Source organism: Acidovorax sp. CCYZU-2555 (assembly GCF_018413525.1).
In the GTDB taxonomy this organism is placed as follows: Bacteria; Pseudomonadota; Gammaproteobacteria; order Burkholderiales; family Burkholderiaceae_C; genus Comamonas.
The window spans coordinates 1-13,806 of record NZ_JAHCDD010000114.1 but is presented as its reverse complement, the minus strand read 5'-3'; the positions used below and the strand labels follow the sequence as shown (position 1 = coordinate 13,806).

The window sequence follows — 13,806 nt, the reverse complement described above, 5'->3', positions numbered from 1 at the left end:
TCGTCCTTGAGCGTCGCGAAGATCATTCCCGCGTACTCCTCGACGCGCAGGCTCACCAGCGGCAGCTCGCTCTTGTCCAGGCAGTCGCCGTAGCTTTCGGGGTGTGGCACGCCGCGCAGCGAGCCGTCGAGCGCATAGCTCCAGCCGTGGTAGGGGCAGACAAAGGTATTGGCCTTGCCCTTCTTGTGCTCGCAGACGGTGGCGCCGCGGTGGCGGCAGCGGTTGAGCAGCACATGGACCTGCTTCTTGCGGTCGCGCACCACGATCACCGGCTCCTTGCCGACCCAGTGGGTCTTGTAGCTGCCGGCATCGGGAATCTCGCTGGCATGCGCGACCCAGATCCAGGTGTGGCGAAAGATCTTGTCCATCTCCTGCTCGAAGAGAGCGGGATCGGTGTACAGCGAAGTGTGGACGCGGTCGGACTGCACCAGGTCGGCAATCGGACGGTGGAAGTGAATGGGATGGACTGGAGCGTTCATGGCGGGCCTTGGTGAAATGGGGTTCAGGAGAGGTGGGCGGCGGGCACGGGCAGTTCGGCCGCGTCGTTCCAGGCGCCCGTGGGGCGGCTGAAGAGGTTGTGCGTCTGGAAGTGGGCGATGCGCCACTGGCCCGCGTCCTCGCGCAGCGCGAGCTGCAGCTGCGCGGCGTTGAGGTGCGAGGCGCCGCTGGCGAACGTGGATGTCTGCAGCATCACCCAGCTGGCCTGGGCGTGGCGTGCATCGGCGTCGACCTCGATGTGCTCGGAGCACAGGAAGTGGACGTTGAGCGCGAAGTGCGCGGGCGTGCGCATGTAGCCGCGGAACATGTCGGCGATGGCCGCGCGGCCGCGCCAGCCGCCGAAGCTCGCGGCGTAGCGCGCGCCCTTGCCTTCCCAGAGCGCGTCCTCGGTGAAGAGGCCGGCGAGTTCGTCGAGCGGCGTGGCCGCGTCGAGCTGGTCGCACAACTGCATGTAGCGCGTCACCAGCGCCCGGATGCGGCCTGCGGATTCGAGCTGGCGAACTCTCGCTTCCAGCTCATTGACTTGTTGCTGCAAAGACATGCGGCGCTTCTTCCTTGTTCATCGTGGGGCGGATGGGGTTCTCTGTCGCGGAACCGCCGTCTAGCGAAATATATCCGAAATCATATAAATTTCAAGTCTCAGGATTTCGGAAAATTCGCGGCTGATGTCGCTCGCAAACGACACCCCATAGGTGACAACTCCTTTTTATTGTGAAAAAAACCCGAAATTCGCGGCCAACAAAAACAACAACCATAATCATGCATCCAACTTCCAGGAACTGACGATGCCACATCCGAGCCCCTCCTCGCTGGTCGCCAAGGCCCCCAGCGCCGTATCGACCCGCACCGCGCTGATCGAAGGCCGGCAGACCGCGCGGGACATCGCCGCCGACTTTCTCGAACGCGTGGCCCTGGCCGAGCCCGTGGTTCGCGCCTGGCAGCACCTCGAAGCCGCCCAGGTGCTGCGCCAGGCCCAGGCGCTGGACGAGGCTGTTCCTGCCGGCCTGCTGGCGGGCGTGCCGATTGCGGTCAAGGACATCTTCGATACGCACGACATGCCCACGGGCTACGGCTCGGCGGTCTATGCCCGGCACCGGCCCGCGGCCGATGCCGACATCGTCGCCGCGCTGCGCGGCGCCGGCGCCATCGTTGCCGGCAAGACCGTGAGCACCGAATTCGCCTATTTCTCGCCGGGCCCGACCGCCAATCCCTGGGATCCACGGCGCACGCCGGGAGGATCGTCGAGCGGCTCGGCCGCGGCGGTCGCCAGCGGCATGGTGGCCGTGGCCTTCGGCAGCCAGACCGCCGGCTCGCTGATACGGCCGGCCTCGTACTGCGGCGTGTTCGCGCTCAAGCCCAGCCATGCCAGCGTCTCCACGCGCGGCGCCAAGCCGTTCAGCGAATCGCTGGACACGGTGGGCTGGCTGGCGAACGACGCCGACGATCTCGAACTGGTGCGCGCGGCGCTGGGCGGCATTCCATTCGTTGCGCTGCAGGCCCCGGCCGTGGCCGGTCTGCGCCTGGGCGTGTGGCGCACGCACGAATGGTCGTATGCGGATGCGTCCGGGCAAATGTCCTGGGAAGCGGGCATGCGCCGCCTGGCCGCGGCCGGTATCGAGATCGTCGAGCTCGCCCTGCCGCAAGCCTATGCACCGTTGATGGAAGTGCAAAAGACCGTGATGGCCTATGAAGCGGCGCGCTCACTGGCCGCGGACATCGCGCAGCACGGCGAAGCGCTGGGCGTGCACATACGCGAGCTGGCCGCGCGCGGGCGCACGATAGGCGAGGCGGAGTACCGCGCGGCGCTGGAATTCACCGCCCGCGGCCGGCATGCGGCCTGCGCCCTGCTGCAAGGCGTCGATGCCCTGGTCGTGCCTTCGGCCCCGGGCGAAGCGCCTCTGGGCCTGGAGGCGACGGGCGACCCGGTGTTCAGCCGGGTATGGACGCTGCTGGGCCTGCCCAGCGTCAACGTTCCCGGTCTGCTGGGCCCGAACGGCATGCCCGTGGGGCTGCAGCTGGTGGGCGACTTCCACTCGGAACGCGCCATTCTTGCGCTGGCAAAAGCCATACAGCCGCTTTTGCAGGACTAGCGCAGTACGGGATCCGCGCGCCAGGCGGCCTCTATGCAGACTTCGCCGCCCGCCACGCGCGACACGCAGGCGCACATGCGGCGCGCGCTTGCGTGTTCGTGCGCGCTAAAGAACACATCGCGGTGGTCGAGCTCGCCCTGCAGCTCCAGGATATCGACGGCGCACAGCCCGCATTCACCGCGCCGGCAATCCGACAGCAGCTGCATTCCGGCGTCCGTCAAGGCGTCGAGCATCGATTTGTTCGTCGGCACTTCCAGGCGCAGGCCCAGCCGCGGCACATGGACCGTGAAGGACTGGGTCGCATGCCGGCCGCTGGAGCCGAAGGTCTCGAAATGCAGGCGCGTGGCTGCGCGCCGGCTTGCCGACCAGGCCGTCTTGACCGCCTCCATCAGCCCTATGGGACCGCAGACGTAAAGCTCTCCCGCGGCGGGCAGCGCGGCGATCTCGGCCGCGATGTCGAGCTGCTGGCCGGCCTGGGCGCAGAAGAACACCACGGCGCTGCCCAGCGCGGCCTGCAATTCTTCCTGAAAGGCGAACTCGTCGGCGCTGCGCGCCGCATAAAGCACGCGCACCGAGGCGCCGCGCCGCGCCAGCGCCATTGCCATGCTGTAGATGGGCGTGATGCCTATGCCGCCCGCGATCAGCAGGTAGTGGTCATGCCCATACCGCAGCGCGAAATCGCAGGCCGGCGGCATGAGCTGCAGCCGGCTGCCCGGCGCCAGCGACCACATATAGGCCGAACCGCCGCGGCTTTGGGGCGGGCGCTTGACCGCGATGAACAGGCTGCCGTCGGGCTGCTGGCGCGTCACCGAATACGAGCGGTAGTCGGGCCGGCCGTCGATCAGCACGCGCACGTTGACATGCGCGCCCGGCGGGCAGTCGCCGGGCGGGGCGCCATCGAGTCTGAATTCGCGAATCGACGGGGTGAGATCGCGCGTTGCACCGACGCGGGCTTCCAGCCAGGTATCGAGGTTCTGCATGCGAACTCCTTCACGCGGCCTGGACCAGACGGATGGCGCGTGGCTGTTCCTGCGCGATCATGGTGTCAATGCGCCGGCGCGCCCACAGCGATCCGGCGTCGATGTTGAGGTTGTTGAAGCCGCGGCCCGGGTTGCGCTCCAGCGCGCGCTGCTGCGACTCGATCACATCTTCATCTTCCTTCAGAATGCCCGACGCCGCCTCCATGATGCGCCGCGTGAGCCCCTGGTCGTGCAGCTTGTAGTTGCGCAGATGGCACCAGAAGTAGTAGCAGGTGTTCCTGGTCGACGGCGTGGGAATGTGGACCACCCACATGCTCACGCCCTGGCTGCGATCGCCCTGGGGCGCGCCCGTGCCCGCCACGGCCACGCCCACGTCGAGCACCACGACCGCGGGCGACAGAAAGTAGATGTACTGCCAGCGGTCCACGGGACCGGGGCGCCCCAGTTGTGCGGCCCAGAACGGCGGCGCCTCGGCGTCGAGCACCCAGCGCTCGACGGTCGCGGTGCGCTCGCCGTGGAAGGCGTCGAACGGCGCTTCGGTCAGCGCCTCGTTGCCTATGCTGGACGAATGCACGAAAGTCTCGTGCGTCAGGTCCATGAGGTTGTCTATGACCAGCCGGTAGTCGGCCTTGACCGGCGTCATGCGGCCGTCGCCTGCCCAGGCCGGGTCGTCGAACCAGCCCAGGTCGGGAATCAGCGCCGGGTCGGCCTGGGCCGGGTCGCCGGGCCAGACCCAGACAAAGCGGTGGCGCTCGACCACGGGGTAGGAGCGCACGCAGGCCGACGGGTTGAGGGTTTCCTGCGAAGGCATGTGCGTGCAGCGGCCGGTTTCGTTGAAGCGCAGGCCGTGGTAGCCGCAGACCAGCTCGTCGCCCACCAACCGACCCTCCGACAGCGGCAGCAGGCGGTGCCAGCAGCTGTCGGCGAGCGCGACGGCCTGGCCGTCGAGCTTGCGGTAGAGCACGATGTCATGGTCGCAAATGGTTCTGGGCAGCAGCTTTCGGCCGATCTCGGCATCCCAGCCGGCGACATACCAGGCGTTGAGCGGAAAAGTGGCAGCATCGAGGTTCATGGTCAATTCCTGTGGGGTCGGCGGGAGATGCGTGGGCAAGAGGTCAGCGCGCGGCGACATCCGCTTCCCTGGCCGCCATGCGGTAGAGGTTTCTGCGCATCAGCAGGCCCGGCTTGTCGGGCGCGAAGTTCAGGTCGAACTGCGGCTCGGCGTCCTTTCTCACCACGTCCGAAATCCATTCCAGCGCATCCACGTCCTCGAGATAGGCCTGCTCCGAAGCGGTCTGCAGATGGCGGTCGGCCTCGGCGTCGTCCAGCTTGAAGTCGCGCGTGTTGAACCACCAGTAGTGAATGGTGTGGTTGGTCTCGGGCGTGATCAGGTGGGTGATGTTGAAGCGGTAGCGGCCGGGCGCGTCGCCGTCGGGCGCGGGGTCCAGGATCTGCGCGAAGGCCACATGCATCGCGGGCGAGATGAAGCGCGCCTCCGACAGCCGGTCCACGCGCTTGTGCATGATTCCCGCGGGCACGCCGTAGATGCCCGGCGGCGGCGAATTGCGCAGCGCGCGGTCGATGACGATCTGTTCGCCCTCTTCGCGCACGTCGAGCTTGGAGCGCGCGTACTCGGGCGTGCCCACCGTTCCGGGATGCAGAAACGGAAAATGCGTCTGGTCCAGCAGGTTTTCGTGCATGGCCACATAGTCCGAGCGCATGAAGAACGCGCCGGTCACGCTTTGATGCGCGGGGTCGGACAGCCAGGAGGTGTCGGGCACCAGCGCCTCGTCGGCGAGGTCGGGCTCGCCCATCCAGATCCACACCAGCGGGTAGCGCTCCACCAGCGGAAAGCTGCGCACGTTGGCGTTGCTCGGCGAGATCGGCATCGACGGCATCTTGGCGCAGCGCCCCGACGTGTCGAACTGCATGCCGTGGTAGCCGCAGACCAGGATGTCGCCTTCGAGCTTGCCCTTGGCCAGCGGAAACGAACGGTGCGGACAGCGGTTGCGCACGGCGACCGGCGCGCCCGCGAGCGTGCGGTACAGCGCCACATCGACGCCGAGAATCCGGCGCTGCATCAGTTCGCGGCCGATCTCGCCGCTGCGGCCGGCCACATACCAGCAGTTGCGCACCAAGGGCGTGTCCTGGTCGGCGTAGCCGGGGCGCAGAGCGGCGATGTCGTCGGCGGCCGCATGGAGGGCGTGAATAGTGCTCATGAATGGTGTCTCCAACGCGGCTCAGGCGTCCAAGGTCAGGGAACTGCCCTGGATGCGCGATACGCACAGGCACAGCGTTTTTCCCGCAGCGCGTTCCTCATCGCTGAGGTAGCGGTCGCGGTGGGCGATGGGGCCGTCGGCGGCCAGCACGGTCAGCGGGCACAGTCCGCACTCGCCTCTTCGGCAGTCGTACAGCAGATCGACCCCGGCGCTGGTGAGCGCGTCCAGAATCGATGTGTTCTTGCCCACCGAGATGCAGCGGCCCGACTTCGCGAGGTGAACGTCGAAAGCCACATCGTCCTGGCTCGCGGCCACACCGAAGAACTCGCTGCGCACGCGCCCCGCGGGCCAGCCCAGTTCGGCCGCCGCCTGGTGGGTGGCGTCGACCATGCCCGTGGGGCCGCAGACGTAGACCGTGGTGTCCGCGCCTTGCGCGGCGAGCAAGGCGCGCAGGTCCAGCAGGTTTGCCCCGTCCGCGCCGCTCAGATGCAGATGCCCGCGCGCGCCGGCCAACTGCATCGCCTCCTCGCGGTAGGCAAGCTGCTCGGCCGTGCGGCCGCTGTAGACGAAGGCGAAATCCCGGTGGCGGCGCACCAGGCTTCTGAGCATGGCGTAGATGGGCGTGATGCCTATGCCGCCCGCGATCAGCAGGCTGCGCGCATCGTTGCGCCCCAGCAGGAAGTTGTTGCGCGGCGCGGAAATCTGCAGCGGCGTGCCTGTCTCCAAGCTGCGGTGGATGAAGTCTGAGCCTTGCGCGCGGTCCTCGCGCTGCACGGCGATGCGGTAGCGGCCCGCGCCGTCCGGCGTGGCGCCGTCACCGCCCACCAGGGAGTAATGGCGCACAAAGCTGCCCAGCGCCGGCGAAGCCAGGTGCAGCGCGATATGCGCGCCCGGGTCGTAGCGCGGCAGAACCTGGCCCGGGGCGGCGGCAAGCAGGTATTCGCGCACCCGGGGCGTGAGCTGGCGAACGCCGACGACCTGCGCGCCTATGCTGATGGGATTCAATGCGTTTCTCCGTGGGGTCTCAAATTTGGAATCCCAAATATGAATTTTTTGGGGTTGATTGCATTGTTATTGCGCTATTTGGGATTCCAAATAGGTGAAAACCCGGAAAATTCATGAAGCGAAGCTTGATTTGGGATTCCAAACTATGGATTTGCGCGCGCAGCGCAGCGCAAGCTGGCTACACTTGGAATCCCAAATCACATCGACATTGCGCCATGACCCAGGCAAGCCTGCAGAAGCTGCACCTCAACGCCGCGATCAAGATTCGCGAGCTGATTCTTCAGGGGCGGCTCGCGCCCGGAACGCGCGTCACCGAGGCCGCGCTGTCCGAAATGCTGGGACTGTCGAGAACGCCGGTGCGCCAGGCGCTGCCCGCGCTGGAAAAAGACGGGCTGCTGACGCCGGTGGGCAAACGCGGCTTCGCGGTGCGTGCGTTCACCCACGCCGAAAGCCTCACGGCGCTGGAGACGCGCGGCACGCTCGAAGGGCTGGCGGCGAAGATTGCGGCCGAGCGCGGGCTGTCGCCCGAAATCCAGACGGCGTTTCACGCCTGCCTGACGCAAGGCGATGCCATCCTGGCGGACCGGGGCGATATACCGGCGTCGAATTACGCCTATGGCGAAATGAATGCCAGCTTCCACCGCCTGCTGCTGCAGGCCGCGGACCGGCCGCTGATTGCCGAACTCGTGGAGCGCTGCGCCGTCGTGCCGTTCGTGTCGCCGGGGACGATTGCGTTTGGCGACGCGCCCGAGGCGGTCGCCCTCGCCGATCTGGTCTATGCGCACCGCCAGCACCACTACATCGTGGAAGCGCTGGAGCGCAGGGAAGCGTCACGTGCCGAGATGCTGCTGCGCGAGCACGCGACCATCCAGCGGCACAGCATGGACCTCTGAGCACCCGCGCCCGTTCCGCTCGGCAGGGCGCGGGGCTGGCCGTTTTAGAAACGGTGGCGTATGCCGCCCACCAGGGTCGTTCCGCGGTCGAGGTTGCTGACCTTGTCCGAGCTGGCCAGCACGTACAGGTCGGTGCGCTTGGACAGGTAGTGGTTATAGGACAAGGCCAGGGTCTTGCGCGTGCGGTCGCCGACCACGGCATCCAGGTCGGTATGCGAGTACGACACCAGCACCTTGTGCACGCCATTCACCGGAATGCTCGCGCCCAGGTTGTAGATCTTGTAGGTGTTGCGCAGCACTTCCTGCTTCTGGCGCTGGGCAATGCCGACCAGCTTGAAGCTGCCGAAATCGTAGGACGCACTGATCAGCTGCGAAGTCTGCTTGGACTCGCCCGCGACCAGCGGCCCGGCCTTGATATGGTCGCCCGCGATCGCCACGTCCAGTCCCTGGTTGATGTAGCTCAGGCTGTAGCCCGAGCGGCCTTTGTGCGGCACGGTCTCGGACATGCCGTAATGCACGGCGCCGCGAAAGCCGCCCAAATTGGGCGTGGCGTACTGCAGGCCGTTGTTGATGGTGCTGTCGGTCACGGCCTGCGGGGCGGCAATCGGCTGACCGCCGGGGAACATGTGCTGGAACATAGGGCCCAGCGCGGCCAGGCCGAACACGTCCTGGCGCATCAGCGTGAAGAACAGCGGCGAATTCATGCGGCCCATGTTGAACTCGCCGAAGTTGCCGTTCAGGCCCACCGTGGAACGGCCGGCGAACGCGACGTCGCCCGGAAAACGCCCCAGGTCGCCCGAGTCGGGGCGCAGGAACATCTGCAGGTTGAAATTCGCGCGCAGGCCGCCGCCCAGGTCTTCGGATCCCATGAAGGCCACGCGCGAAGTCGTCAGACCGCCCGAGCCCACGACCGAGGTGGAGTCGCGCCCCGACAGCTGCTGGCGGCCCGCAAACGCGTCGACGATGCCCCAGATGGTGACCGACGAGGTCGCCGCAGCGGTCTGCGCCTGCGCGCCAAAGCCGGCCAGCGCGCCCAGCGTGGCGGCGGCGATGAGGGTGAGTTTGCGCAATGCCATGTTTTTTGTCTCCTGGAAATATAGGTATGGGTACGTAGGGATAGGTGCGCGATGGCACTGCCGCCAGCTTCTCAGCAAGCACGCGGCGCGACCAATGCCATTCACGTCGTGACCCATTCGTTTTGTCGATAGCCCCGGACTAACCCCAATCACCGGCCCATGCGCGGGGCCGGTGTGGGCATCATTCGCAGGCGAAGCTCGCCGCCGACTCGGCATTGCCGCCCTGGTAGCGCGCGACCTTGGGGAAAGTGCACAGCGGCCGGGTGCGCGCGCTCGACCAGCCGGTGCCGGCCAGATCGGCATTGGCCGGGCGCACCGCCGCGGTGATCTGGTTGGGTGCGCGGCCGTCCTCGACCCAGTCGACCAGCGCCGTGAGCATGTCGAAGCGGTCCGTCGCCACTCCGCCCGAGCAGTGGTTCATGCCCGCCACGGGGTAATAGCGCGCGAAGTTGGCCGTGTCGTCGCCATGGGTCTTGCGCAGCGCGTTGTACCAAGCGGCCGTGTCGTCCGACGAGAACACCGGGTCGGCCGTGCCGTGGTAGACCATGAGCTTGGCGCCACGGTCGTGCAGCTTGAACAGGCGATCGGCGTCGGGCGGCGCCATGAACGACATCGCCGATTCGGTGAACAGGCCGCCGGTGGCGCTGATCTTCGGTGCGTCGGTTTCCATGCTGTACTTCAGCAGGCCATCGACCAGCGCGGTCGGCGCCAGCAGGTTGGGTGGCGTGGTGAAGATATAGGGCAGCGAGCCCGCGCCCAGGGTGACGTTTCTCACATATTTCCAGACCGACCAGCCGCTGCTGCGCATTCCCGGGTCGTAGGGGAAGCTGGCATGCAGCGCCGTGCCCGCGGCGTTCTTCGCGCCGCCGAAGATCTTGCCCATGGCGGTCTTCTGCGCCGTGCTCAGGCAACTGCCGTCGCGCGCGCCGCTGCAGGTGGGCACGTCGAGATCGAGCTTGAACGTGGTCTGGCAGGCCTGCACATCGAGCACCATGCCGTCCTTGAGACCGTCGAGCGCGTCGCAGCGCGCCAGCACGCGGTCGGCCACGAGATGGAGTTCTGCGGGCGTGAACGCGGTCGACAGCGCAGCCGTGGAATCGGCCACGGTGTTGAGCCACTGGGTGTCCCAGGCGCCCTGCACCGCCGACTTGGGCAGATTGAAGCCCGGGTTGCCGGCCAGGATGCCGTCATATTGGTCGGCATAGCGGCTGGCCGCGACCATGGCATGGCGCCCGCCGTTGGAGCAGCCGCCCATGTACATGCGGTCCGGCACCTTGCCGTAGGCGGCGTTCACCACCTGGCGGCCCATGGGCGTGAGCTTGCCCACAGCCTGGTAGCCGTAGTCCAGCCGGGCCTGCGGGTCCAGCCCGAAGTGCCCGGGGCCGACGTTGTTCTGCGCGCCGTTGTGGCCCGCGTCCGAGCTGAGCACGGCAAAGCCCATGGACAGCGCGGTCGTGTCATTGCCCGGGCCGGGCGCGCCAACCGCGGTGGCCACCACGCCGTCGCCGCCGCCGTTGGCCTGGTAAAAGAAACGCCCGTTCCAGTCCTTGGGCAGGCGCATCTCGAAGCCTATGGCGTAGTTGCCGTTGACGCCCGTGCGCTCATGCATCAGCCCCTGCACCAGGCAGTGCTCGGGCGCCTGCTGGGTGCCCAGCAAACCGGCCGGAACGACGGCGGCGGAAGTGAAGCGCGTATTGGGCAAGGCCACGGCCGTGAGCGCGCTGCTGGCCTGCAGCGTCGCCCCCTGGGCCTTGGCGAGTTGCGGCGGTGCGCTCGCGCCAGGCCCCGCGCCGTCGCCGCCGCAAGCGGTCAACAGCCAGGGAATCAGCGCGGCGGAACAAAGAAGCGGGCGGGAAAGGTTCATGGATGCGGTCTCCTCGTGGGGCTTTGGTGGCACCCAGCATCTCAGTTCCCCTCGCGGCCGGCCAATGCCATTCGAACGCCGCGCCATGCGTATTGCCGATATCCGCAATGACCCGGATAGGCGGCTTGCGTCTACACCGACCGCAGCGGCACTAGGGCAGGAAGGCCGGCGACAGCAGGCGCAGACCGATGGAAAGCCAGCGCTCCTGCGTGCTGCTGCCCGCGCGATTGCCATAGGTGGCATCCATCTGCACACGGTTGGGCACCAGCCAGTAGCGCAAGCCGACTTGATAGAACGGCTTGCCCTGGTTCTGGCCGAAGGTTTCGGCGATCATCCAGGTGGACTCCGACAACTGCGCTTCGGTGCCCACGCCCCAGGTCATGCGCTGCTTTCTGGCTTCCTTCTCGCGCAGCCAGCCAAGATTGGTGTGCAGCAGCACACGGTCATCGCGAAATGAGAAAGTGACGGGCACATAGGCGTAGACGTCGCCGATCAGACCGTTGTGCGTCTGCGGATGGCGCGTATTGCCCGCCGCCAGCCCCCAGGACCAGCCATTGGGCTCGAGTGTCTTGAACAGGGTCTTGCCCTGAAAGACGATGTCCGTGGTCTGCGTTCCCTGGTCGCCGTGGGTACGCGCACCGCCCAGCATCAGTTCCAGGTTGCCGGTGAAGTTGCAGGCGGGCTGCGCCCAGTATTCGGTGCTGCCGCGATTGGACTTGACCCAGCTCTCGACCTGGCAGGCCTTGGCGTCGACGATGCGGGCATCGTCGGTAATCATGGGGCGGGCCGCCTGGGCAGCGCCTGCGGCGAGAAGGACGCACAGCGCCATGCCGAGGCGCTGCGAGGAAATGCTTGCACCAGGGTGGCAGGCGTGTGGGGTGCAAGTCGTGCGCATGGGGCGCTCCTAAGGAAACGGAAGCCTGCTGCAGGGCGCGGCCCCAGGCCGCGCCCGCAACTCCCGGTTGAAAACTTCGCCGGAGTATACGAGCGTCTCTTGACACCTCAATGAAGGTCGAGATGCGCGCATCGCAAGCGAAGAAGCCGGCGCCCAAGCGCGCGCGCTCAGAAGTCGGTGGAGACCGACACCAGCAGCGTGCGCGGTGCGCCCACGGTCAGGCCTTCGCGCGCCGCAGATTGCCAATAGCTCTTGTCGGCGACGTTCTCCAGCGTGGCGCGCACGGTCACGGGCTTGCCGCCGGCCTTGAAGCTGTAGCGCGCGCCGATGTCCAGGCGCGTCCATGCGGGCAACTGCTGGGTGTTGGCGACATCGACATGCTGTTTGCCGGTGCGCAGCGCGCGTGCGGTCAGCGTCAGGCCCGGAAGAAAGGGCGCATCCCATTCGCCGCCCAGATTGAGCTGCAGCCGAGGCACGGCCGGTGCGCCGCGCCCGTCGTTGAGGCCGCCTTCGGTGCGCGTCTGTATGCCCTGTGTATAGGCCATGCCGGCGAGCACGCGCACGCCGCGCGCGGCCTCGCCCTGGCTGATCACTTCGATGCCGCGGTTGCGCTGCTGGCCGTCCATGCGGAACAGCACGACACCGCTGCTCGCATCGAGCAGGCTGCTGGGGCGCTCGATCTGGAACAGGCTGACCGTGGTCGCAAACCGGCCGGTGTCGAACTTGGTGCCGATTTCAAACTGCTTGGACTTCGACGGCGGGAAAGCCTGGCCCGCGTTCTGCGCGCTGGCCGGTGCGGTGGGGCCTTGCGACAGGCCTTCGATGTAATTCCCGTAGACCGAGATCTGGTCGGTGGCCTTGTACAGCAGGGACACCATGGGCGTCAGCGCAGACTTGTCATGCGCGGGCGCCGACTGCGCGCCCGTGGCCGGGTTCAGCGAACGCGTGCGCACCTGCTGATGGCGCACGCCCAGCGTGAACTGCAGGCGGCGGTCCGCGGTGGAGAGGGTGTCGGCGATCGCCACGCTGTTCATGCGCGTCTCCAAGGTGCGCGGAAGAGGCCCGTTCAGCGCGAGGCTGGGTTCGGCGATGTTCGCCGGCGTGTAGATGCTCGAGTTGACGATGGCGCCGTTCTGGCGCAGCAGACCGTTGTTCTGCGCGTAGCTGGTCGCGCTCAGCACCAGTTCGTGCTGCAGCGATCCGGTCTGAAACTTGTTGCGCAGGCCGGCTTCGACGGTGCGGGTATTGACGTACTCCTTGAGCCGGTAGGGGCGAACGAACAGATTGCCCTGGCTGTCGCGCAGCAGCGATGTCGTCTGCAGGCTGTCGAAGTCGTATTGCATGGCGCCCAGCGCGCCATAGGCGATCAGCCCGGGGGCGAGGTCCACCTCGCCGCGCACCACGGCGGCGCGTTCCTTGGCATCCCAGTAGCTCCATTCGGGCTGGTAGTTGATCTTGTTGTTCGGCGCCACGGGAATGGCCATGCCCGCGGGCGGAGGGAACAGCAGGCTGCTGCGCCCATGGGTCACGCGGTCCTGGTAGTTGAAGTCTGCTTCCAGCCGCACTTTCTCGCCCAGATAGTCGAGGCCCAGTGCCAGGGCGTCTACGCTTTCACGCGAGCCGTTGATGGGCGTATCGCCCGAGCGCTTGGCGGCGTTGAGGCGCATGCCCCACTGCTTGTCTTCGCCGAAGCGGCGCGCCAGATCGACATGGGCGCCAAACTGCGCATCATCGGCGTACGACACCGTGACGCGGTTGAGCGGCTCCACGCCCGCGCGCTTGGGCACAAGATTGATGCCGCCGCCGACCGAGCCCGCAGGCGCCATGCCGCCCAGCAGCGCGTTCGGGCCGCGCAGCACTTCGACGCGCTCCACGCCGATCAAGGACGCGGCATTGCGCGGCGAAATGCCGTACAGACCGTTGAACGCCACGTCGTAATTGAACAGCGTGAAGCCGCGGATGTTGAATTCCTCGCGGCCCGCATTGCGGCCATAGGTGTTGCGCACCGAGGGGTCGTTGACCAGCACATCGCCTATGGTTTGTGCCTGTTGGTCTTCGACCAGTTGCGCGGTGTACTGCGTGGTGCTGAACGCGGTGTCGAGCATGTCGCGATTGCCCAGCAGGCCTATGCGGCCGCCGCGTGCCACCTGCCCGCCCGCATAGGCGGCCGGCAGGCCATCGGTGTTCGCCGCGGCGACCACGGACACCGTCGGCAGGACCGCGCCGCCCGAGGAGGCGGCGCCAGCCGCGCGCACCAGCACGGCCTGGTCGCGCACCACGCCTTCG

At 67.2% G+C, this 13,806-nt stretch carries 12 protein-coding genes; 2 read left to right on the top strand and 10 right to left on the bottom strand.

The window, feature by feature from the left end; genetic code table 11:
* Together KHY18_RS25420 and KHY18_RS25415 are read right to left on the bottom strand one after the other, a co-directional pair.
* Positions 1-479 (bottom strand): aromatic ring-hydroxylating oxygenase subunit alpha (locus tag KHY18_RS25420; RefSeq protein ID WP_213306749.1); only part of this gene is annotated, 479 nt, incomplete at its 3' end.
* Between the two features lie 23 nt (positions 480-502).
* Positions 503-1,039: a nuclear transport factor 2 family protein gene (locus KHY18_RS25415; protein ID WP_213306746.1), complete on the bottom strand. Its 537-nt coding sequence runs from the start codon at positions 1,037-1,039 to the stop codon at positions 503-505.
* A 244-nt stretch (positions 1,040-1,283) separates the two neighbouring features.
* On the opposite strand from KHY18_RS25415, the gene KHY18_RS25410 reads away from it, so the two are divergent.
* Positions 1,284-2,588 (top strand): amidase, encoded by a 1,305-nt coding sequence (locus KHY18_RS25410; protein WP_213306744.1) that lies wholly within the window; start codon positions 1,284-1,286, stop codon positions 2,586-2,588.
* Here the strand turns inward: KHY18_RS25410 and KHY18_RS25405 are convergent.
* From KHY18_RS25405 to KHY18_RS25390, 4 genes are read right to left on the bottom strand one after another with little or no spacing between them, the layout of a single operon-like run.
* Positions 2,585-3,568, bottom strand: a complete 984-nt coding sequence (locus KHY18_RS25405) for a PDR/VanB family oxidoreductase (protein WP_213306742.1) — start codon at positions 3,566-3,568, stop codon at positions 2,585-2,587. The two genes, KHY18_RS25410 and KHY18_RS25405, sit on opposite strands and share 4 nt — an antisense overlap.
* Before the next feature lie 10 nt (positions 3,569-3,578).
* Positions 3,579-4,640 (bottom strand): aromatic ring-hydroxylating dioxygenase subunit alpha, encoded by a 1,062-nt coding sequence (locus KHY18_RS25400; RefSeq protein WP_213306740.1) that lies wholly within the window; start codon positions 4,638-4,640, stop codon positions 3,579-3,581.
* A 43-nt stretch (positions 4,641-4,683) separates the two neighbouring features.
* Positions 4,684-5,787 (bottom strand): Rieske 2Fe-2S domain-containing protein, encoded by a 1,104-nt coding sequence (locus KHY18_RS25395; protein ID WP_213306738.1) that lies wholly within the window; start codon positions 5,785-5,787, stop codon positions 4,684-4,686.
* 21 nt (positions 5,788-5,808) lie between these two features.
* Positions 5,809-6,792 carry a PDR/VanB family oxidoreductase gene (locus KHY18_RS25390; RefSeq protein WP_213306736.1) on the bottom strand — a complete coding sequence of 328 codons (984 nt, stop codon included), beginning with the start codon at positions 6,790-6,792 and terminating at the stop codon, positions 5,809-5,811.
* 215 nt (positions 6,793-7,007) lie between these two features.
* Here KHY18_RS25390 and KHY18_RS25385 point away from each other — a divergent pair, with 215 nt between their 5' ends.
* Positions 7,008-7,685 (top strand): GntR family transcriptional regulator, encoded by a 678-nt coding sequence (locus KHY18_RS25385; protein WP_213306734.1) that lies wholly within the window; start codon positions 7,008-7,010, stop codon positions 7,683-7,685.
* A gap of 44 nt (positions 7,686-7,729) precedes the next feature.
* On the opposite strand, the gene KHY18_RS25380 is transcribed toward KHY18_RS25385, so the two are convergent.
* The 4 genes from KHY18_RS25380 to KHY18_RS25365 all read right to left on the bottom strand — a co-directional run.
* Entirely contained in the window at positions 7,730-8,761 is a 1,032-nt protein-coding gene (locus tag KHY18_RS25380; protein ID WP_213306731.1) for a porin, read from the bottom strand.
* Between the two features lie 181 nt (positions 8,762-8,942).
* A complete protein-coding gene (locus tag KHY18_RS25375; RefSeq protein WP_213306728.1) occupies positions 8,943-10,625 on the bottom strand; it encodes a tannase/feruloyl esterase family alpha/beta hydrolase in 1,683 nt (560 codons plus the stop codon).
* Positions 10,626-10,776: 151 nt separating this feature from the next.
* Positions 10,777-11,520 carry a PA4824 family protein gene (locus KHY18_RS25370; RefSeq protein ID WP_502769410.1) on the bottom strand — a complete coding sequence of 248 codons (744 nt, stop codon included), beginning with the start codon at positions 11,518-11,520 and terminating at the stop codon, positions 10,777-10,779.
* A gap of 167 nt (positions 11,521-11,687) precedes the next feature.
* A partial coding sequence (locus KHY18_RS25365; RefSeq protein ID WP_213306725.1) for a TonB-dependent receptor occupies positions 11,688-13,806 on the bottom strand: 2,119 nt, incomplete at its 5' end.